This is a genomic window from Kitasatospora sp. NPDC034035 (assembly GCF_055575755.1).
Map to the genome: position 1 here is coordinate 326,217 of NZ_JBVISA010000001.1, position 18,335 is coordinate 344,551.

19 protein-coding genes are annotated in these 18,335 nt (G+C 74.7%); 10 read left to right on the top strand and 9 right to left on the bottom strand.

Going from position 1 to position 18,335, the window contains the following annotated elements; all coding sequences use genetic code 11:
- Nucleotides 1-175 precede the first annotated feature (175 nt).
- From ACZ52J_RS01440 to ACZ52J_RS01450, 3 genes are read left to right on the top strand one after another with little or no spacing between them, the layout of a single operon-like run.
- A complete protein-coding gene (locus ACZ52J_RS01440) occupies nucleotides 176-658 on the top strand; it encodes a MarR family winged helix-turn-helix transcriptional regulator (RefSeq protein ID WP_465614968.1) in 483 nt (160 codons plus the stop codon).
- Entirely contained in the window at nucleotides 655-1,521 is an 867-nt protein-coding gene (locus ACZ52J_RS01445) for an ATP-binding cassette domain-containing protein (RefSeq protein ID WP_465614969.1), read from the top strand. Before ACZ52J_RS01440 ends, ACZ52J_RS01445 begins: the two co-directional genes overlap by 4 nt.
- Entirely contained in the window at nucleotides 1,481-2,344 is an 864-nt protein-coding gene (locus ACZ52J_RS01450) for an ABC transporter permease (RefSeq protein ID WP_360509381.1), read from the top strand. Before ACZ52J_RS01445 ends, ACZ52J_RS01450 begins: the two co-directional genes overlap by 41 nt.
- Before the next feature lie 67 nt (nucleotides 2,345-2,411).
- On the opposite strand, the gene ACZ52J_RS01455 is transcribed toward ACZ52J_RS01450, so the two are convergent.
- Together ACZ52J_RS01455 and ACZ52J_RS01460 are read right to left on the bottom strand one after the other, a co-directional pair.
- Entirely contained in the window at nucleotides 2,412-3,245 is an 834-nt protein-coding gene (locus ACZ52J_RS01455) for a ribosome-inactivating family protein (protein WP_465614970.1), read from the bottom strand.
- 147 nt (nucleotides 3,246-3,392) lie between these two features.
- On the bottom strand, nucleotides 3,393-4,022 hold the full coding sequence (locus tag ACZ52J_RS01460) for a TetR/AcrR family transcriptional regulator (RefSeq protein WP_465614971.1): 630 nt from the start codon (nucleotides 4,020-4,022) through the stop codon (nucleotides 3,393-3,395).
- A gap of 142 nt (nucleotides 4,023-4,164) precedes the next feature.
- On the opposite strand from ACZ52J_RS01460, the gene ACZ52J_RS01465 reads away from it, so the two are divergent.
- Nucleotides 4,165-4,719 (top strand): cupin domain-containing protein, encoded by a 555-nt coding sequence (locus ACZ52J_RS01465; RefSeq protein WP_465614972.1) that lies wholly within the window; start codon nucleotides 4,165-4,167, stop codon nucleotides 4,717-4,719.
- 104 nt (nucleotides 4,720-4,823) lie between these two features.
- Here the strand turns inward: ACZ52J_RS01465 and ACZ52J_RS01470 are convergent, their stop codons facing one another.
- The 3 genes from ACZ52J_RS01470 to ACZ52J_RS01480 are packed head-to-tail and all read right to left on the bottom strand — an operon-like array spanning nucleotide 4,824 to nucleotide 7,692.
- A complete protein-coding gene (locus ACZ52J_RS01470; protein WP_465614973.1) occupies nucleotides 4,824-5,504 on the bottom strand; it encodes a DUF6875 domain-containing protein in 681 nt (226 codons plus the stop codon).
- Entirely contained in the window at nucleotides 5,501-6,175 is a 675-nt protein-coding gene (locus ACZ52J_RS01475; protein ID WP_465614974.1) for a hypothetical protein, read from the bottom strand. Before ACZ52J_RS01475 ends, ACZ52J_RS01470 begins: the two co-directional genes overlap by 4 nt.
- Entirely contained in the window at nucleotides 6,172-7,692 is a 1,521-nt protein-coding gene (locus ACZ52J_RS01480; RefSeq protein WP_465614975.1) for a pyridoxal phosphate-dependent decarboxylase family protein, read from the bottom strand. The genes ACZ52J_RS01475 and ACZ52J_RS01480 overlap by 4 nt, the downstream gene beginning before the upstream one ends.
- 450 nt (nucleotides 7,693-8,142) lie before the next feature.
- On the opposite strand from ACZ52J_RS01480, the gene ACZ52J_RS01485 reads away from it, so the two are divergent.
- Complete coding sequence (locus ACZ52J_RS01485) at nucleotides 8,143-9,684, top strand: multicopper oxidase family protein (RefSeq protein WP_465614976.1); 1,542 nt, start codon at nucleotides 8,143-8,145, stop codon at nucleotides 9,682-9,684.
- 99 nt (nucleotides 9,685-9,783) lie between these two features.
- On the opposite strand, the gene ACZ52J_RS01490 is transcribed toward ACZ52J_RS01485, so the two are convergent.
- Nucleotides 9,784-11,286 (bottom strand): FAD-binding protein, encoded by a 1,503-nt coding sequence (locus tag ACZ52J_RS01490; RefSeq protein WP_465614977.1) that lies wholly within the window; start codon nucleotides 11,284-11,286, stop codon nucleotides 9,784-9,786.
- A gap of 63 nt (nucleotides 11,287-11,349) precedes the next feature.
- Nucleotides 11,350-11,697, bottom strand: coding sequence for a hypothetical protein (locus ACZ52J_RS01495; protein WP_465614978.1), 348 nt, complete (start codon nucleotides 11,695-11,697; stop codon nucleotides 11,350-11,352).
- A gap of 303 nt (nucleotides 11,698-12,000) precedes the next feature.
- Here ACZ52J_RS01495 and ACZ52J_RS01500 point away from each other — a divergent pair, with 303 nt between their 5' ends.
- Together ACZ52J_RS01500 and pgm are read left to right on the top strand one after the other, a co-directional pair.
- A complete protein-coding gene (locus ACZ52J_RS01500) occupies nucleotides 12,001-12,300 on the top strand; it encodes a YciI family protein (protein ID WP_465614979.1) in 300 nt (99 codons plus the stop codon).
- A gap of 138 nt (nucleotides 12,301-12,438) precedes the next feature.
- Nucleotides 12,439-14,079, top strand: coding sequence for a phosphoglucomutase (alpha-D-glucose-1,6-bisphosphate-dependent) (gene pgm / locus ACZ52J_RS01505; protein WP_465614980.1), 1,641 nt, complete (start codon nucleotides 12,439-12,441; stop codon nucleotides 14,077-14,079).
- 91 nt (nucleotides 14,080-14,170) lie between these two features.
- On the opposite strand, the gene ACZ52J_RS01510 is transcribed toward pgm, so the two are convergent.
- Nucleotides 14,171-15,349 carry an MFS transporter gene (locus ACZ52J_RS01510; protein ID WP_360509402.1) on the bottom strand — a complete coding sequence of 393 codons (1,179 nt, stop codon included), beginning with the start codon at nucleotides 15,347-15,349 and terminating at the stop codon, nucleotides 14,171-14,173.
- Nucleotides 15,350-15,483: 134 nt separating this feature from the next.
- On the opposite strand from ACZ52J_RS01510, the gene ACZ52J_RS01515 reads away from it, so the two are divergent.
- Nucleotides 15,484-15,858, top strand: a complete 375-nt coding sequence (locus tag ACZ52J_RS01515; RefSeq protein ID WP_465614981.1) for an ArsR/SmtB family transcription factor — start codon at nucleotides 15,484-15,486, stop codon at nucleotides 15,856-15,858.
- A 231-nt stretch (nucleotides 15,859-16,089) separates the two neighbouring features.
- Here ACZ52J_RS01515 and ACZ52J_RS01520 read toward each other — a convergent pair whose 3' ends face one another.
- Entirely contained in the window at nucleotides 16,090-16,713 is a 624-nt protein-coding gene (locus ACZ52J_RS01520) for a TetR/AcrR family transcriptional regulator (protein WP_465614982.1), read from the bottom strand.
- Between the two features lie 205 nt (nucleotides 16,714-16,918).
- Between ACZ52J_RS01520 and ACZ52J_RS01525 the strand changes: the two genes are divergently transcribed.
- Together ACZ52J_RS01525 and ACZ52J_RS01530 are read left to right on the top strand one after the other, a co-directional pair.
- Nucleotides 16,919-17,329, top strand: a complete 411-nt coding sequence (locus tag ACZ52J_RS01525; RefSeq protein ID WP_360509408.1) for an ester cyclase — start codon at nucleotides 16,919-16,921, stop codon at nucleotides 17,327-17,329.
- 119 nt (nucleotides 17,330-17,448) lie between these two features.
- Nucleotides 17,449-18,183 carry an HAD family hydrolase gene (locus ACZ52J_RS01530; protein WP_465614983.1) on the top strand — a complete coding sequence of 245 codons (735 nt, stop codon included), beginning with the start codon at nucleotides 17,449-17,451 and terminating at the stop codon, nucleotides 18,181-18,183.
- The last annotated feature ends 152 nt before the right edge of the window (nucleotides 18,184-18,335 follow it).

Here is an 18,335-nt window from a genome sequence, read left to right on the forward strand (position 1 = left end):
CCCCCGCAGAAGACGAGCAGCCCGCTCGGCGCCCGCTTCGTCCCCGTCCGCGGCATCCCCGACGTCATGGCACCCGCAGGCCGCCCGCGTCCTCGAAGCGCTCGCGGGCCGCGCGCGCCCGGGTCCCCCCGTGCGCCCTCGACGGATAGCTCTCACTGAGAGCTAAAATGAGGGTATGACCGCGACGCAGCTCGCACCGCTCGATGTCGCGCCGGCCGACGAGCTGTCCGCCCTCCTCGTCGGGATCCAGCGCATGGTCCGCCGGCGCCTGCGCGCCACGATGGAACAGCCGCGGCTGCGCGGGGCGCAGGTGGAACTGCTGCACCTGGTGACGGACAGCCCCGGACTGCGGGTCTCGGACGCCGCCGAGGAGCTGTGCCTGGCCGGGAACTCCGTGTCCACCCTGGTCAACCAGCTCGCCGCGCAGGGCCTGCTGCGCCGGGAGGTGGACCCCGCCGACCGCCGGGCCGCGCTGCTGTACGTCACGGACGCGGCCGTGGAGCGGATCGAGGCCTGGCGCCGGCGCCGGCGCGCGCTGATGGAGGAGGCCGTGGCCGGCCTGCCCGCCGACCGGCAGCAGGCCCTGGCCGAGGCGCTGCCCGCGCTGCGGCAGGTCGCGCAGGCCCTGCGCGACCTGCCGGGGGAGCAGGGGCGATGAGCGAGCAGGCGCAGGCGGTGGTGTGCCGGGGACTGGAGTACGTCTTCCGGCACGGGCACGGCAAGGGCCACGAGACCCGGGCCGTGGACGGCATCGACCTCACCGTCCGCACCGGCGAAGTGTTCGGCCTGCTCGGACCCAACGGCGCGGGCAAGACCACCACCATCCGCGCGATCACCACCCTGCTGCCCGTCGGCGCCGGCATGGTGCGCGTCTTCGGCCACGACGCCACCCGCCGCCCCATGGAGGTACGGCGCCTGCTCGGCTACGTTCCCCAGCAGCTGTCCGCCGAGTCCGGGCTGACCGGGCGGGAGAACGTCGCCCTGTTCGCCCGCGTCTTCGACGTCCCGCGCGCCGAACGCGCCGAACGCGTCGCCCAGGCACTGGCGGCCGTCGACCTCACCGAGGCCGCCGACCGGATGGCCGCCACCTACTCCGGCGGCATGGTGCGCCGCCTCGAACTCGCCCAGGCCCTGGTCAGCGCCCCGCGCCTGCTGGTGATGGACGAACCCACCATCGGCCTGGACCCGATCGCCCGCACCGGCGTGTGGGAACGCGTGGACGCCGTCCGCAAGGCCACCGGCATGACCGTCCTGGTCACCACCCACTACATGGACGAGGCCGACCGCCATTGCGACCGCATCGCCCTCATGGACCGCGGCCGCATCCGGGCACTGGGCACCCCCGCCGAACTCAAGGACCGGGTCCGCCGCGAGGACCCCGGCCCGCACACGCCGGGCCACGACGCCCCCACCCTCGACGACGTGTTCCGCCACTTCGCCGGCCGCGACCTGGCCGACGCCACGGAAGGAGACTTCGGCGATGTCCGCCGTACCCGCCGCACCGCAGGCCGCGTCGGCTGAACCCCCCGCCGCCGGCCCCGACCTCTCCCTGCTGCTGGTACCCCCGCGCGCCCGCACCGGCTGGCGCCTGGTACCCGCCCGCATCACCGCGATGTGCGCGGTCGAACTGCAGAAACTGCGCCACGACCGCACCGAGCTGTACACCCGGGCGATCCAACCCGCCCTGTGGCTGCTGGTCTTCGGCCAGACCTTCACCCGCCTCAAGGCCATCCCCACCGGCGGCATCCCCTACCTGGACTACCTCGCCCCCGGCATCATCGCCCAGTCCGCGATGTTCATCGCGATCTTCTACGGCATCATGATCATCTGGGAGCGGGACTCCGGCGTCCTCACCAAACTGCTGGTCACCCCCACCCCGCGCGCCGCCCTGGTGACCGGCAAGGCCTTCGCCGCCGGCGTCAAGGCCGTCCTGCAGGCCGTCGTCGTCGTGCTGATCGCCGCCGCCCTCGGCGTCGCCATGACCTGGAACCCGCTGCGCCTGCTGGGGGTGGTGGCGGCGGTGCTGCTCGGCTCTGCGTTCTTCTCCTGCCTGTCGATGGCGATCGCCGGGATCGTGCTCACCCGCGACCGGCTGATGGGCATCGGCCAGGCCATCACCATGCCGCTGTTCTTCGCTTCCAACGCCCTCTACCCGGTGGCCCTGATGCCGGGCTGGCTGCAGGCCGTCAGCAAGGCCAACCCGCTCAGCTACCAGGTCGACGCCCTGCGCGGCCTGCTCATCGGCACCCCCTCCCACCTGCCGCTGGACTTCGCCGTCCTCACCGCCGCCACCCTGGCGGGCATCGCCGCCGCCTCCGCGCTGCTGGGCCGCCTGGCCCGCTAGGTACGGAGGGTGCCGGGCGCGGGAAGCCGGACCACCCGACTCCCCGCACCCGGCCCCCCGCGGCCCGTCAGAGCCTGGACTGGCCGCCGTTGAGTTCGACGAAGCCGAGGGCGGCCACCAGCTCGGTCAGCGTCCACACGATGTGGCCCAGGACCGTGATCTGCCGACTCTCGCCCCGCACCCCCACCGCGTTCGCGAAGTCCGAGATCCGGCCCCACTGGTTCTCCAGGTCGGCGTTGGCGCCGCCCAGCGGGTGGTGGGTCCAGTCCCGGATGTTGGTGCGGATGTTGTCGAAGATCGGGGCGAACCGCGAGGCCTCGGAGAAGAGCTGGATCGCGATCAGCAGGGCCCGCCCGACGTTGTCGTTGTACTCCGTCGCCCGGTGGAGCGTCTGCATGGCGTTGTAGATCGTCTCGGGTTCGAGGACCAGGTTCTCCCGGTTGTTGCCGCCGGGCAGCGCGGTGTAGTTCCCGGTGTTCGGCATGATGCGCGCGTTGCGGATTTCGAGCGCGTCCTGGAACTGCTGCGTACGGCCGTCGGCGAACACGAAGTGCTGGTTGGCGACCGGGGAGTAGAAGCCGGCCACGTACAGGTTGTCCGACCACAGGTAGACGGAGGCGAGCTGGTCGTTGCCGTCCATCACCCGGACCTGGATCAGGTGCCGCTCGGTGGTGGTCTGCCGCAGCCGCGGGACGCTGGTGTCATTCCCGTAGCTGTTGCGGTGGATGAAGTCGATGACGTTCCAGTAGTTCTGGGCGTGCTGCGCACCCCGGCTGGTGATGTTCGAGACGTTCCAGTCGGTCACCTTGTAGTCGGTGGCGTGCGCCGGGGAGCCCAGCGCGGCGACCAGGCCCGCGGCCATGGCCGTCGACAGCAGCGCGGACCAGATTTTCTTCAGCAATTGCTTTCCAGTTCCTGAACGGCCGCCAGTTCTCCTCCGGCGGTGGTGTTCAGGACGCTACGGCGAACGCCTGCGCCCGGTTTTCCGTTCCGCGCACCGGCCGTGGCCGCTGCGCGTACCGGGCGGCCGCCCCGGCAGGCCGGGCGCCTACCGGGGGCGCAGGCCCTGCACGGTGAGGTCGAGCAGGCGGCGCCACGGGCCGCTGCCGGTGCGCACGGTGGCCGAGATCGCGCCGACCAGGAGGTGGACGTCGGCGACGGTGGCGTCGGCGCGGATCGTGCCTCCGCGGCGGGCGCGATCGATCAACACCGCGACGGCTTCCTCGAGTTCGGCGCGGGTACGGCCCAGCGGCGCGGAGCCGGGGGTGCCGCGCAGCGCCTCGACGGCGGCGGACAGGCCGCGGTCGCTCTCCAGGACCTCGCCGACGTGGTGCAGGTAGCCAAGGACGGGGTCGTGGCCGCCGTCGTCGGCCAGGGCGCGGGCGAAGGCGAGGATCCCCGCGAAGCGGTCCTCGGCCGCGGCCTCGACGAGGGCCTCCCGGGTGGGGAAGTGGCGGTAGACGGTCCCCATGCCGACCCCGGCCGCCCGTGCCACGTCCGGTAGTTGCACCTGGTCGCCGCGTTCGGTGAACAGCGCGCGTGCCGCGGCGAGCAGCCGGGCCCGGTTGCGGGCCACATCGGCGCGCGGGCGCCGCTCACCGCCGCCGCTGGTCCCGCCGTCGCCGTTGGTCCCGCCTTCGCCGCCGGCTTCGCTCCCGTCGGCCGATCGCGTTGACACCGTACGCGCTCCTTCCTAGCATCGAAACGGAACCGGAATCCGCTTCCGGATCAGTATAGGGGGTGGGTGCGCCATGCGCCCAGCCCGCGATGCGCCGCGCCCGGCCACACACGCGGCCCACACCCGAGGGGGAGTCAACTCCATGAACAGCGAACGATTCTTCGTCCTCCAGCCCACCGAGAACCGGCAGGTCGGCGTCCCGCTGCCGCCCGGCTTCGGCATCAAGGCCACCACCGCCGACACCGAGGGCCGGGCCGCCGTCCTGGTCAACCAGCTGGACATCGACGTCCCGCTCCACGTGCACGAGCGGATGGACGAGTTCGTCTACGTGCTCGAGGGCGCCATGGAGATCGACTACGACGGCCGCACCCACCGCCTGGAGACCGGCATGTGCGCCCTGCTGCCGCACGGCGTCCCGCACGCCATGCGCAACGCCTCCCAGCCCCCCGCCCGCTGCCTGCAGGTCTCCACCCCCGGCGGCTGGGACCAGTACCTCGCCGACGTCTTCGCCGCCGGCCCCGCCCTGCGCACCCCCGACGGCCGCATGGACCTGGCCAAGGTCAACGGGATCGGCGCGCAGTACGGCATGCGCTACGTCCCCGCGACCATGGCGATGCCCGACCGGGAAGGCCGGGAAGGCCGGGAAGACCACGAAGGCCAGGAAGGCCGGGAGGGCCGGGAAGGCCGGGAAGACTAGGAGCCCGTCTCGAACGGGCCCGGCACCCCCGGCGAAAGGCCGAAACAGGGGCGCGCGCGGAGCCGGGCGCCGACCGGCTCCGCGCGCGCGGGGGAGGGGGCGGGTCAGGCGGCGGCCCGCTGGTGGGCACGGACGCTGGTGACCAGCTGGTCACGGATCCGGGCCGGGACCTCGGGCGCGAAACGGGCCAGGTAGTGGTTCAGATGGGCCTCGTCACCGGTCAGGAACGGCAGGTCGAAGACCAGCAGCTTGCGCACCGCCAGCAGCGGCACCGGCGCGCGCAGCGGCCGGAACGACCGGTTCCACAGGCCCGGCTCCTCACACCCCGGGTGGAACTGCCCGATCATCAGGCCCTGTTCGACGAACTCGTCCTTGGCCTTGCGCTGCGCCTCGTCCAGCACGCAGGAGGCCCGGTCCAGGCCGGGCAGCACCAGCAGCACGGTCAGCAGCTCGCGGTCCGACTCCTCGCTCAGCTCGGCGAGCAACTCCTCGTAGCGGGCGCGCAGTTCACCCACCAGCGCCGGCAGGTCGCCGCCGCTGTCGCCGTCGCCGCCGTCGCTGCCGTCGGGGACGGCGATGTGGAACAGGCCGCGGCGCAGCGAGGGCTGGGTGTAGGGGCAGACGGGGCCGCTGCGGCCGAGGTCGGGGTGGGCGGTGGTGAGGAAGCGGCGGGCCCAGGCGAGGACCTCGACGGCCTCGGGGTGGGCCGCGGCCCCTCCCGCGTCGATGCGCTCGGCGCTGAACAGGCGCAGGGCGCCGGCGGTGGCGGTGGCGGGCGCGGTCACCGGGGCCCCCGCCACATCGGGGCCAGGCGGGGCCCGCCGCCGGGCAGGGCGATGGCCTCGCCGAAGCGGGTGAAGCCGTGGGTGGCGCACAGGTGGGCGCCGCCCACGGAGCTGGTCTCGGCGTAGGCGGCCTGGCCGTCGGCGTCGACCTGAGCCAGGACGGCGTTCAGCATCGCCTCGGCGGCGCCGGCGGTGCGGGCGTCGGGGCGCACCCCGACGAACGCGAGGTAGTGGTGGGGGCGGTGGCGCGGGTGGCGGCGCGTCTGCAGGTGGGTGATGGCGGCCAGGCGCCGGGCGGACTCGCCGTGGTGCCCGGCGTCGATGGCCTCGGTCAGGGCGCGGGTGGCGGCGCCGTCGGCGCGGCCCGGGTCCTCCCACACGCCCGGGGGCAGGAACAGCAGCGCCCCCAGCAGCCGCCCGTACGCGGTGTCCTCGTGGGCGACCACGACGCCGTCGTGGGCCAGGCACTGCTCCAGGTGGACGCGGAAGAAGGCGGGCAGCACCCGCGCGCGGTGGTCGGGGTCGGGGAAGGCCCAGAGCATCAGCGCGTCGTCGGCGAAGGCGTCGGCGAGCAGCCGGGCCAGGGCGGTCGCCTCGTCGGGGCGGGCCCGGCGTACGGCGGCGCGGACGGCGGGCCGCCGGGCGGTGGCGGTGGCGGTGGCGGTGGTCAACGGACACTCTCCTCGGGCGAGGCGACGGACGAGGGGGCGGGTGTGGGGGCGGGTGTGGGGGCGGACGGGCGGGCAGGCGGTTCTGCGTACGAGGGGGCGGGCGGTTCGACGGCTTCGGCGGCGGCTTCGGCGGCCAGCGCGGCGACGCGCGCGTGCAGGCGCGGCAGCCACGCCTCCGCCTCGGGCTTGATCAGCACGCTGCGCAGCACCCGGGCGCTCTCGGCGTCGGCGGTGACGTCCGGGTGGCGGCGGGTGAAGTCGGCGGCGTCCACGCGCAGCACGCTCAGGTACACGGGGTCGTGCTCGTCGGCCGTGCCCCGGCGCAGGACGCGCTCGCTCGCGGCGTCGATCGCGGACAGCGCGGGCGGGGCGGGCGGCGCGGGCGGGGCGTTCGGGGTGGGGAAGTAGGTGACGATGTCCAGCTGCGGCCGCTGGTGCAGCGTCAGTTCGCCACTGGCCTCGATCAGGTCGGCCCAGGCCAGGGCGGTGCGCCGGCCCGCGGCCAGTCCGGCGCCCAGTCCGTCCGGGGTGAGCGGCAGCAGTTGCAGGGTCAGCCACAGGGCGGCGGCCGAGGCGCCGGCGCGCGAGCACTCCAGGCTGATCTCGCCCAGGTGCAGTTCGGCGTCGGTGAAGTAGGTGTACGGGGAGTCGTGGGCGAAGTGCCGGCCGATGGCGGGGTCGGCGAACAGCACCGCGCCGCAGCCGTAGGGCTGCAGGCCGTGCTTGTGCGGGTCGACGGTCACCGAGTCGCAGCCGGCGATCGCCCGCCACGGCGCCGGGTCGATGCGAAGCTCCGCCGCCCGCGCGTCGTCGGCGGCCAGCACCGCGAAGAACCCGCCGTAGGCGGCGTCCACGTGCACCCGCGCCCCGTACCGGCGCGCCAGCGCCAGCACCTCGTGCACCGGGTCGACCGCGCCGAGCCCGGTGGTGCCGCAGGTGACGACGACCGTGCCCACCCGCCCGGTGCGCAGCAGCTCCTCCAGCGCGCCCGCGTCCATGCGCCCCTGGGCGTCGGCGGCGACCGCGTACCCGTCGACGCCCAGCACGTGGCACATCCGGCTGTGCGTGTAGTGCGCCTGCGCGCTGTAGGCGACGCCCCGGCCGGGGTGGCTCTGGCGCGCCACGTACAGCGCCTCCAGGTTGGCGATGGTGCCGCTGCTGGTCAGGTGGCCCACGTGCGCGGGCAGGCCGAACATCGCGGCGAGCTGGGCCACGCACTCGCGTTCCATGTCGTTGGTGGCCGGCCCGCCCTCGTAGGCGTGGTTGTTGGGGTTGAAGCGCATCGCCGTCAGGTAGCCGACCAGCGCCGCCGGGTGCGGGGGCTTGACCATCTGCCCGGCGTAACGCGGGTGGAAGAACGGGTAGTTGTGCTCCAGGCGCTTGGCGAAGCGCTCGAACGCGACGGCGAAGTCCGCCTCGTCCACCAGGTGCGAGGGGTGCGCGGCGAAAGGCCCGAACCGCTCCCCCCACCGTTCGGCCACCTCGGCCGCCCTCGGCAGCCAGTACCGCAGGTCCACGCTGGGGCCCTTCCCTTCGAGTCCTTCGAGTCCTCCGCGAGCCGAGTGCTGCGCGAGCCGAGTGCTCCGTGAGCCGAGTGCTCCGTGAGTGCTTGCCGAGTGCTCCGCGAGCCGAGTGCTCCGAGTGCGAGCCGAGCGTGCCGCGAGCCCACCGGGCCCGGGGCTGCCCCGCCTCGCGAGCGTTCCTCGAGTGCGTCCCGAGCCACGGTCGTGGCGCCGCGCAAGCCGCCCGCAACACCCGCAGCTCACCGCCGCCGCACCCCGAAACCACCCCCGGCCACCGCGGCGCCACGCCCGCCCGCACCGCCTTGCCGCGCACTCCCGCACCGCCCGCCCGCCCCAGCCGGACCCCAGCCGCGCGCAAGGCGGCGCTGCTGCAATCACCCCCGGACCAGGCCGCCCCGGCACCCGCCGGGCGCGCGGGGGAGCAGCATGCGGGAGGAACGCGCGATGGTGACCAGACGCAGGATGATCGGCGCCGCCCTGGCGACCGGGGGAGGGGTCCTGCTCGTGCGCACCGCGGTACGCCCGGCCGCCTCCGCCGCCCCCGCCGCGTCCGCGCAGGACGCCGCCGCCGGCCAGGACACCGCCGCCGCGCAGGCCGCGGCCGGCCACACCCACCCCGCGGGCACCGACGCCCCCGACCCGGGCCCGGACACCGGCCCCGCCCTGGCCCCGAAGTTCACCACCACGCTGCCGCTGCCCCCGGTGCTCAGCCCCGTCTCCACCGACGGCGGCGCCGACACCTACACCGTCACCATGCTCCGCTCCTTCGCCCGCATCCTGCCCGGGCACCGCACCGAGGTCCTCACCTACAACGGCGCCTTCCCCGGCCCCGTCATCCGCGCCCGCTCCGGACGGCCCGTGGTCGTGCGCCAGACCAACCTGCTGGACGACGCCGTCTCGGTCCACCTGCACGGCTCCAAGGTGCCCGTCGCCAGCGACGGCGGCCCGATGAACCTGCTCGGCGCCGGCGCCAGCCGCACCTACACCTACCCCAACGACCAGCCCCACGCGAGCCTGTGGTTCCACGACCACGCCCACCACACGGAATCCGAACACGTCTACCGGGGCCTGGCCGGCACCTACCTGCTCACCGACGCCACCGAAACCGCCCTGCCGCTGCCCGCCGGCCGCTACGACCTGCCCATCGCCCTGCGCGACGCCCGCTTCGACGCCTCCGGCCACCTCGTCTACCGCATGGACGACCCCTTCAACCGCACCACCATCCTCGCCAACGGCCGCCCCTGGCCCAAGGCCGAGGTCGCCGCCCGCCGCTACCGGCTGCGCCTGCTCAACTCCTCCAACCTGCGCTTCTTCTCCCTGCGCCTGGCCGACGGCGGCCCGATCACCCAGATCGGCTCCGACGGCGGCCTGCTGGAACGCCCCCACACCACCGACACGATCGACCTCTCACCCGGGGAGCGCGCCGACGTCGTCATCGACTTCTCCCGCTACCCCATCGGCTCCTCCGTGGTCCTCACCAACTCCATGCCGCCGGGCCCCGCCGAACACGTCGGCCAGGTCATGCGCTTCGACATCGTGCGCTCCGCCCCCGACCCCAGCAGCGTCCCCGACCGGCTGCGCACCCTGCCCGCCCTCGGCGCGGCGGCCCGCGAACGCACCGTCGTGCTCAAGGTCGACGAGACCCCGGGCGCCGCGCGCGGCCTGATCGACGGCAAGGTGTACGACCCGGCGCGCGTGGACGCGGCGGTGGCCTTCGGCACCTCGGAGATCTGGACCGTCGTCAACGCCAACACCGACGTCCCGCACAACTTCCACCTGCACCTGGTGCAGTTCCGCGTCCTCGAGCGCAACGGCACGGCACCCGGCCCCGAAGAGGCCGGCCTCAAGGACACCGTGCGCCTGCTGCCCGGCGAGAGCGTGCGCCTGCACGCCACCTTCGACTCCTACCGCGGCCGCTACCCGTACCACTGCCACCTGCTGGACCACTCGGCGATGGGGATGATGGCGCAGATGGAGATCAGCTGACGCACACCGGCTGACACACACCCGGCTGACGCACACCGGCCCGCCGTACCGCCCGGGCCCCGGGCCCCGGGCGGTACGGCGGGCCGGATCGACGGCCCGTCAGGACGCGTGGATGCCCTGCCCGGGGGCCAGGATCCCCGCCGGGTCGAAACGGCGCTTGGCCCGCACCACCCGCTCCCACAGCCCCCCGTAGTGACGCCGCCAGTCCGCCCCCGTCATCCCCGGCACCGCCCCGATCAGGTACCGCTTGCCGCCCAGCTCGACCGCCCGGTCGTACAGCCGCCGGTTGCGCTCCAGCATCGCCGCCGTGTCCGCCCCCGGCCCCGGGAACGCCAGCAGGTCGAAGTGCCAGCCCACCGCCTCCTGCGGCAGCACCGCCAGCGGCGCCCGCACCCGCTCCCGCGCGTACGGGTAGAACAGCAGCAGCCCCGCCCCCAGATCCGCCGCCGTCAGCACCTCGGCCGCCTCCGCCATGAACACCCGCGCCGTCGACGCGGGCAGGAACACGCTCAGCCACGGCTTCGCCAGCCCCCACAGCCCCGCCGCCCGCAGGTACCCCGCGAACGCGTCCACCCGGAACGCGTACTCGCGCCAGCCCTGCTCCACCACCGACACCCCGCCCGCCGCCGGCGACAGCCCCGCCAGCAGCGCCTCCCGGTCCACCGCCTGCCCCGCGTCCGCGAACGCCACCAGCTCCGCCTTGTACCGCCACCGCGACCCGTCCGCGCTGCGCTCCACGTCGCCGACCTGCAGGTCGAACCGGCCCTGGGCCAGCACCTTCTCCTGGTCGGCCAGGTAGGTGTCCAGGTCGTCGTAGAACAGCTGGAACACGTGGGCGCGCTCGCGCACCGGCACCAGCGCCAGCGTCGCCCGCACGATGATCCCGGCCTGCCCGCCGCCGGCCAGCACCGCCTCGAACAGTTCCCGCTCGCGCGCGGGCGACGCCGTCACCAGCTCCCCGGTGCCGGTCACCACCTCCACCTCCAGCACCCGGTCCGCCTGCAGGCCGTAGCGCTGCACCGCGCCGCCGATCCCGCCCACGCTCAGCGTCCCGCCCACCGACAGGTGCAGATAGTCCGTCAGGCACGGCGGCACCCAGCCCTGCGCCAGCCCCGCCTCGACCACCTGCGCCCAGGTCGCCCCGGCCTCCACCACCGCACGCCCCGGCCGCACCGAGACGACCTTCGACAGGCCGCGCGCGTCGATCGCGATCCCGCCGCGGGGGTTGGCCTGCCCGTAGCTGGAGTGCGACTCCAGCCCCGCCTCGCCGACCTGCGCCACGTCCCCGCTCTGCCCGTTGACCGCCACCGGGATCCGGTGCCGGGCGGCGAACGCCACCACCCGCTGCACATCGCGCACCGAGCCGGGCCGCAGCACCGCCCGCGGCGCCGCGGACACCAGGTGCCCGAAATCGGAGGAGAACCGCTCCAGATCCGCCCCCTGCAGCGTCACCACCCCGTCCAGGGCGGGAAGTCGCGCGACACCGGCACCCGGCTCGGCGGCCCACGCCCGCGCCGAGGTGTCCCAGCCGACGACGGCGCCGCCCGCACCCGCGGCGGCACCGGCGAGAAGCGCACGCCGCGACAGCCCTGACCTGCTCATATAAGAATCTCTCCGATCAGTCGTCACAAAGGGATTGTCGTACCGCAACCATCCCGCGGCCACCTACCGCCCCGCACGCCCCGCCTGCTGCTCCGTCAGCCGAAGGTCCGTCACCGTGTGCTCCCACATCCGCACCTGGTACGCCGGCGCGCCGGCCGGGATGCTCGCCGCCGCCGCCCGGGCCTGCGCCAGCAGCGCCTCCCGCGCCTCGGGCAGGTGCGCCACCCGCGGGCCCTCGGCCGCCTCCCGCAGCACCAGGGCCAGCTTGAAGGCGTACACGTGCGGGCTCACCGCGAACAGCGTCCGGTACACCCACAGCCCCTCCTCGCCGTGCAGCACCCGCTCGTTGTGGCTCAGCAGCCGCACGCGCGCCTTCAGCACCAGGTCCCCGTGCACGTTCGTCCCGCTCATGGGTCTGTCCCCCTTCGTCGCTTCGCTCGCTCCCCGCCCCCTCCTCACGCGGCCCGCGGGCACGACGGCGCCACGCACCGGGCGCCCGCAGCGGGGCGACGGCACGTCAGGCCGTGGAGAGGGGGAGGGGATGTCGCACGAGTCTGCGGGCCGCGCCCACCGCGCGGCAAGACGAAAACGGGGTGCGCTGCGTCCTACCGAAACCTTGCCTGACCTGGCAGGATTGGGGTCGGCACCCTCCCGGGGCCCGGGGAAGGGGCCGCCGGCGGGAAGCCCTGGCGGCGGCCGGACTAGCCTGGGCGCATGTTCATTCTCGAGCTGAGCTACACCGCACCGCTGGAGCAGATCGACGCCGCGCTGGCGCAGCACGTCGCGTGGCTGGAGGCGCACTACGCGGCGGGCACCTTCCTCGCCTCGGGGCGCAAGGTGCCGCGCGAGGGCGGGATCATCCTGGCGGTGGGGGAGGACCGGGCCGCGATCGAGGCGCTGGTGGCCACCGACCCGTTCGTGGTCGCCGGGCTGACCGCGTACACGGTGACGGAGTTCCTCGCCACCACCACCGCGCCCGTCCTGGACGACTACCGCCAGCAGCTGCCCGGCTGATCCCGCGGGAAAGAGTTGTGCCGCCGTGCCCCGGACCGCCTGCCGCGGTTCGGGGCACCGTCGCGTTCTGGCTACGATCGGTGAGCACGGGCAAGGACGGGTACGGCACACAAGTCGCAAATCGGCGGGAGTAGACGGATGGCACACGCACGGGCCGGGCAGCCGGCGCAGCCCGGTGACCTGGTGGACGTGGCGCGGCTGGTGACGGCGTACTACGCGCTGCACCCGGATCCGCAGGAGCCCGGGCAGCGGGTGGCGTTCGGGACCTCGGGGCACCGGGGCTCGTCGCTGGACGCGGCGTTCAACGAGGACCACATCGCCGCGACCACGCAGGCGATCTGCGAGTACCGCGCCGAACAGGGCGTCGGCGGGCCGCTGTTCCTGGGCGCGGACACCCACGCCCTCTCGGAGCCGGCCAAGGTCACCGCCCTGGAGGTGCTGGCCGCCAACGGCGTGCACGTGCTGATCGACGCCGCCGACGGCTACACCCCCACCCCGGCGGTCTCCCACGCGATCCTCGCCCACAACCGGCGCAGCCCCCGCGCGCTGGCCGACGGCATCGTGGTCACCCCCTCGCACAACCCGCCGCGCGACGGCGGCTTCAAGTACAACCCGCCCAGCGGGGGCCCGGCCGGATCCGAGGCCACCGGGCGGATCCAGGACCGCGCCAACGAGCTGATCCGCGAGGGCCTGCGCGGGGTGAGGAAGGTCCCCTACGCGCGGGCCCTGAACGCGGCCACCACCGCCCGCCACGACTACCTGGGCGCCTACGTCCAGGACCTGCCCTCCGTCCTGGACCTGGACGCGGTGCGGGCGGCGGGCCTGCGCATCGGCGCGGACCCGCTGGGCGGCGCGTCGGTGGCCTACTGGGCGCGCATCGCCGAGACCCACCGCCTGGACCTGACCGTCGTCAACCCGCTCACCGACCCGACCTGGCGGTTCATGACCCTGGACTGGGACGGCAAGATCCGCATGGACTGCTCCTCGCCGTCCGCGATGGCCTCCCTCATCACCCGCCGCGACCAGTACGCCATCGCCACCGGCAACGACGCCGACGCCGACCGGCACGGCATCGTCACCCCCGACGGCGGCCTGATGAACCCCAACCACTACCTCGCGGTGGCCGTCGACTACCTCTACCGCCACCGCGCCGACTGGCCCGCCGACGCCGGCATCGGCAAGACCCTGGTCTCCTCCTCGATGCTCGACCGCGTCGCCGCCGACCTCGGCCGCACCCTGGTCGAAGTCCCGGTCGGCTTCAAGTGGTTCGTCGACGGCCTGCTGGAGGGCTCGATCGGCTTCGGCGGCGAGGAGAGCGCCGGCGCCTCCTTCCTGCGCCGCGACGGCGGGGTGTGGACCACCGACAAGGACGGCATCCTGCTGGCCCTGCTCGCCTCCGAGATCACCGCCGTCACCGGCACCACCCCCAGCGCCCGCTACCGCGAACTGACCAAGCGCCACGGCGCCCCCGCCTACGCCCGCGTCGACGCCCCCGCCGACCGCGAGCAGAAGGCCCGCCTGGCCCGCCTGTCCCCCGAACGGGTCGGCGCCGGCGAACTCGCCGGGGAGAAGATCACCGCCGTCCTCGCCAACGCCCCCGGCAACGGCGCCGCCATCGGCGGCATCAAGGTCTGCACCGACAACGCCTGGTTCGCCGCCCGCCCCTCCGGCACCGAGGACGTCTACAAGATCTACGCCGAGTCCTTCCACGGCCCCGACCACCTCGCCCGGGTCCAGGACGAGGCCCGCGCCCTGGTCGGCGAGGTCCTCGGGAACTGAACCCGCCCCAGCCCCGGGCCGGCCGACACCGGCCCGGGGCACCGCACGACCGCCCGGCACCGCACCCGGCCGCTCAGCCGTACCCGGCCGCTCAGGGCCGTACCGGCACCGCCGCCACCACGGGCCCGGCCCGGCGCTCGTCGCGCGTGGTCGCCGCCGCCACCGCGCACGCCGCCACCGCCAGCACCGCCGCCGCCAGCGGGAACCACCGCCCGCCCAGCACCGCGACCGCCGCCGACCCCACCGCACCCCCGGCCGCCGTCCCCAGGTACAGCGCACTGCTGTTCAGCGAGATCAGCAGCGGCGCGCTCGCCGGATCGATCGACGCCAACCGGTGCGGCAGCGCCACCGACACCGCCCACCCCGCCAGCGGCACCACCATCGCGTACACCAGCGCCCCCGGCATGCTGCGCCCCAGCCACGGCAGTGCGGCGAACGCGCCCGCCGCCACGGCCGAGCCGGCCAGCAGTACCCGCCGCACCCCCGCCCGGTCCACCAGGCGCCCGCCCAGCCAGCTGCCGGCCACCGACATCACGCCGCAGGTCAGCAGGACGAGGCTCAGCCGGTTGGCGTCGCCGCCGGTGGCACCCGAGACGGCGGTGGCCAGGTAGATGTAGACGCTCTGGAAGGCGAGGAAGAACACCAGCGTGGTGGCGGCCGCGCCCAGCACCCGGCGCTGGGCCAGCGGCGCCAGGCGGGCGGCGAGGGTGGGGGCGGCGGCGGGGGCGGGCAGGTCGCGCAGCAGCACCGCCAGGCCGGCCAGCGCGGCCACGCCCAGGGCGGTGACCAGCCACATCGTCAGCCGCCAGTCGGCGCGCCCCACCCAGGTACCCAGCGGCACGCCGAGGGCGGTGGCCACCGTCATCCCGCCGAGCACGGTCGCCAGCGCCCGTCCGCGCCGTTCGGGGGCGACCAGGGTGGTGGCCACCGCGTTGGCGGTCGGCGTGTAGAGGGCGGCGCCGGCGGCCGCCAGCACCCGGGTGGCCAGCAGCAGGCCGTAGGTGGGGGCGAGCGCGCTGAGCGCGTTGGCCGCGCTGAACACCGCGAGCGCGCTCAGCAGCAGGCGCCGGCGCGGCCAGCGGGCGGTGAGCGCGGCCAGGACCGGGGCCAGCAGCGCGTAGCCGAGCGCGAAGACGGTGACCAGCTGGCCGGCGGCCGGCACCGACACCCCCAGGTCGGCGGAGATCGGGCCGAGGATGCCGGCGACGACCATCGAGTCGGTGCCCATGGCGAAGGTGCCGAGGGCGAGCAGGAGCAGACGTACGGGCACGGGTGAGCCCCCCCGATGACAGATTGTTGGATGGACGTGCAACAGTTTGAAGCTCGTCAAACACTCGGGGATGGGTGGATGATTGTCAAACCATTCATTCCCCGTCATTCCCAGCGGCCCGGAGGCTGAGCGCCATGAGCGTCACGAGCGCCACGACTGTCACGAGCGCCACGAGTGTCACGGGCGGGGACGAGCGGCTTCCCCAGCCCGCCACCGCCGACATCGACCTCGTCACCGTCCTGCACGCCCTCGGCGACCCGGTCCGCCTCACCCTGCTGCTCAGCTACGCCGACGACGCCGAGCACTCCTGCGACCCCCGCGGCCTCGGCCTGGAACACCTGCACAAGTCGACCGTCTCCCACCACATGCGCGTCCTGCGCGAAGCCGGCGTCACCACCACCCGCGTCGCCGGCCGCAACCGCTTCGTGCGCCTGCGCCGCGCCGACCTCGACACCCGCTTCCCCGGCCTGCTCGACGCCCTCCTCGCGGCGGCCGCGACTCCCGCCTGAGCAGCCGGAATCGCACCCCTGGCGCGCCGGAGGAGGCGCCGGGGGACCGCCCGGGCGCACGCGCAACCCCGCTGCCGGGGCCATGGCCCGGCTCATGCCGCCTGGTTCCGCGGCGAGGCCGGGCGCGCGGCCGGCGCGCGCCCGGCGTCGTCATCGCCGTCCTGCGGGCCGTGCCGGGCGTGGCTGTCGTCCGAAGGCGCGTTGCCGGAGGGCGGGTTACCGGAGGGCGGGTTACCGGAAGGCCGGGGCGAGGGTGCGGGCGAGGGCCGCCACCGGGGGGAGGAAGCGGGCTGCGGCCTCGCCCAGCAGATGGGTGTGCAGGGCGCGCTGGTGGGCGGCGCCGACGAGCAGGAGGGCCGCGGCCGACGGGTCGAGCGCGGCGGGGAGCCGGCCGGCGCCCTGGCGGGCGCGGACGGCGTCGGCGACCGCCCCGAGGGCGAGGTGCGGGCCGAGTTCGCCGTCGCGCTCGGCGAGCAGCCCGCGCAGCCCGGCGTCGGACTGGACGGCGCCGAGGATCGGCATGATCCGGCGGTAGAACTGTTCGAGGCGGGTGAGCAGGGCGGCGAGGTCGGCCTCCAGGTCGGCTTCGGGAGCGTCGGCCTCGGGTTCGGCCTCCGGTGTGCCGAGGATGGCCGTCGCGTCGGCGAAGGCCGGCAGGTGCAGCCCGATGACGGCCTGGAGCAGGCCCAGCCGGTCGCCGAAGTGGTAGAAGATGCTCGACTCCGCGACGCCCGCCCGGCGCGCGATCTCCTTGGTGGACAGCGCCAGTCCGGCCTCCCCGAGCACCTCCTCGGTCGCCTTGAGCACCGCCTCCCGTACCCCGGTCGAGGGCCGACCGCTTCGCGCCTGGGCCATGCCCGGCCTCCGTTTCTCCATGCCGTCCCGACTACTTGAGTAACCGCTCAGTAAGAGGTTAACTTACTGATGGATCGCTCAGTAAGTCGCTCGGCGATCCGCTTGCCACCGCATGTGGCAATCCGTTTCAGCAATCCGTTTCAGCAGTCCGTTTCGGCAATTCGCCTGGCAGTTCGCCTGGCATCCGCCTCGGGAGGGGACCCCCATGACCACCGTCGAGTACCGCAAGAACGCCGTCCGCCGCCTCTACAAGGCACTTGAGGCCGGGGACGTGGACGTCGCCGACGAGCTGTTCACCGCCGACTTCGTCACCAGCGAGGGCCTGCACCAGAACGTCCGCGGCCCGCAGGGCTTCAAGGACGCCATCCGCGAGGTGCACGCCACCCACAGCGACCCGTCGTTCGAGATCCTCGACCTGCTCGGCGAGGGCGAGGACGTCGTCGTGCGCTGGCGGATGACGGCCACCCACACCGGCCCGCTGATGGGCCTGCCGGCCACCGGCAAGCGCGTCAGCACGGAGGCCTTCGCCCTGTTCCGCTTCGTCGGCGACCGCATCAGCGAGCGGCACGCCGTCATCGACCGGCTCGGCCTGGTGCAGCAGCTCAAGGGCGAGTGACCCGGGGCCGGGCGCCCCGGCTGCCGCCCAGGGCCCGGCGCCCGGACCTCGCGTAGGGTACGGCTCCGTACGGCTCCGGGCGCACCCGGGGCGCCGGGGGACAGCGGGAAGGACGGATCGTGCCGATCAGGGGCGTGCTCTTCGACGTCGACGACACCTTGTTCGACTACTCGGGGTCGGAGGAGACCGGCATCCTCGCCCACCTGCGGGACCTGGGCCTGCTGGGCCGCTTCCCGGCGCCCGCGGCGGCGGTGGCGCTGTGGCGCGGCGTCATGGAGGAGCAGTACGCGCGGTTCCTGGCCGGCGAGCTGACCTTCGCGGGCCAGCAGTACGAGCGCACCCGGCAGTTCCTCGCCCGCCTGGGCGAGGACGACGCCGAGCACCTGTCCGACGAGCGGGCCGCCGCCTGGTTCGCCGGGTACGCGGCGCACCGCGACGCGGCCTGGGCCGCGTTCCCGGACGCCGCGCCGGTGCTGGCCGCGCTCGCGCCCGCCTACCGGCTCGGGATCGTCTCCAACTCCTCGGCCGGCCACCAGCGCGGCAAGCTGCGGGCCGTCGGCCTGCTGGGCCACTTCGACGACGCCGTGCTGGTCTGCTCCGACGAGCACGGCGAGGCCAAGCCCGCCCCGGGCATCTTCCGGGCCGGCTGCGCGCGCCTGGGCCTGGCCCCGCACGAGGTCGCCTACGTGGGGGACAAGTACGACCTCGACGCGCTCGGCGCCCGCGACGCGGGCCTGCACGCCTTCTGGCTCGACCGGTCCGCCGACGGCGCCCCGGTGGCGGACGGCGTGCACGTCCTGCACTCCCTCGAGGCCCTGCCCGCCGCCCTGGGCGCGGCCCCGAGCGGGGGCTGACGGTCCCGTTCCGCCGTCCGCCGTCCGCCGTCCGCCGTCCGCCGTCCGCCGGGCGTCCGTTCGCCGGGGCCGCACCCGCCCGGCCCCGGGGCTTCCCCGGGGCCGGGGGAGCGAGCTGCCCCGGGCAGGCCCCCACGCGTCCGTGACCTACA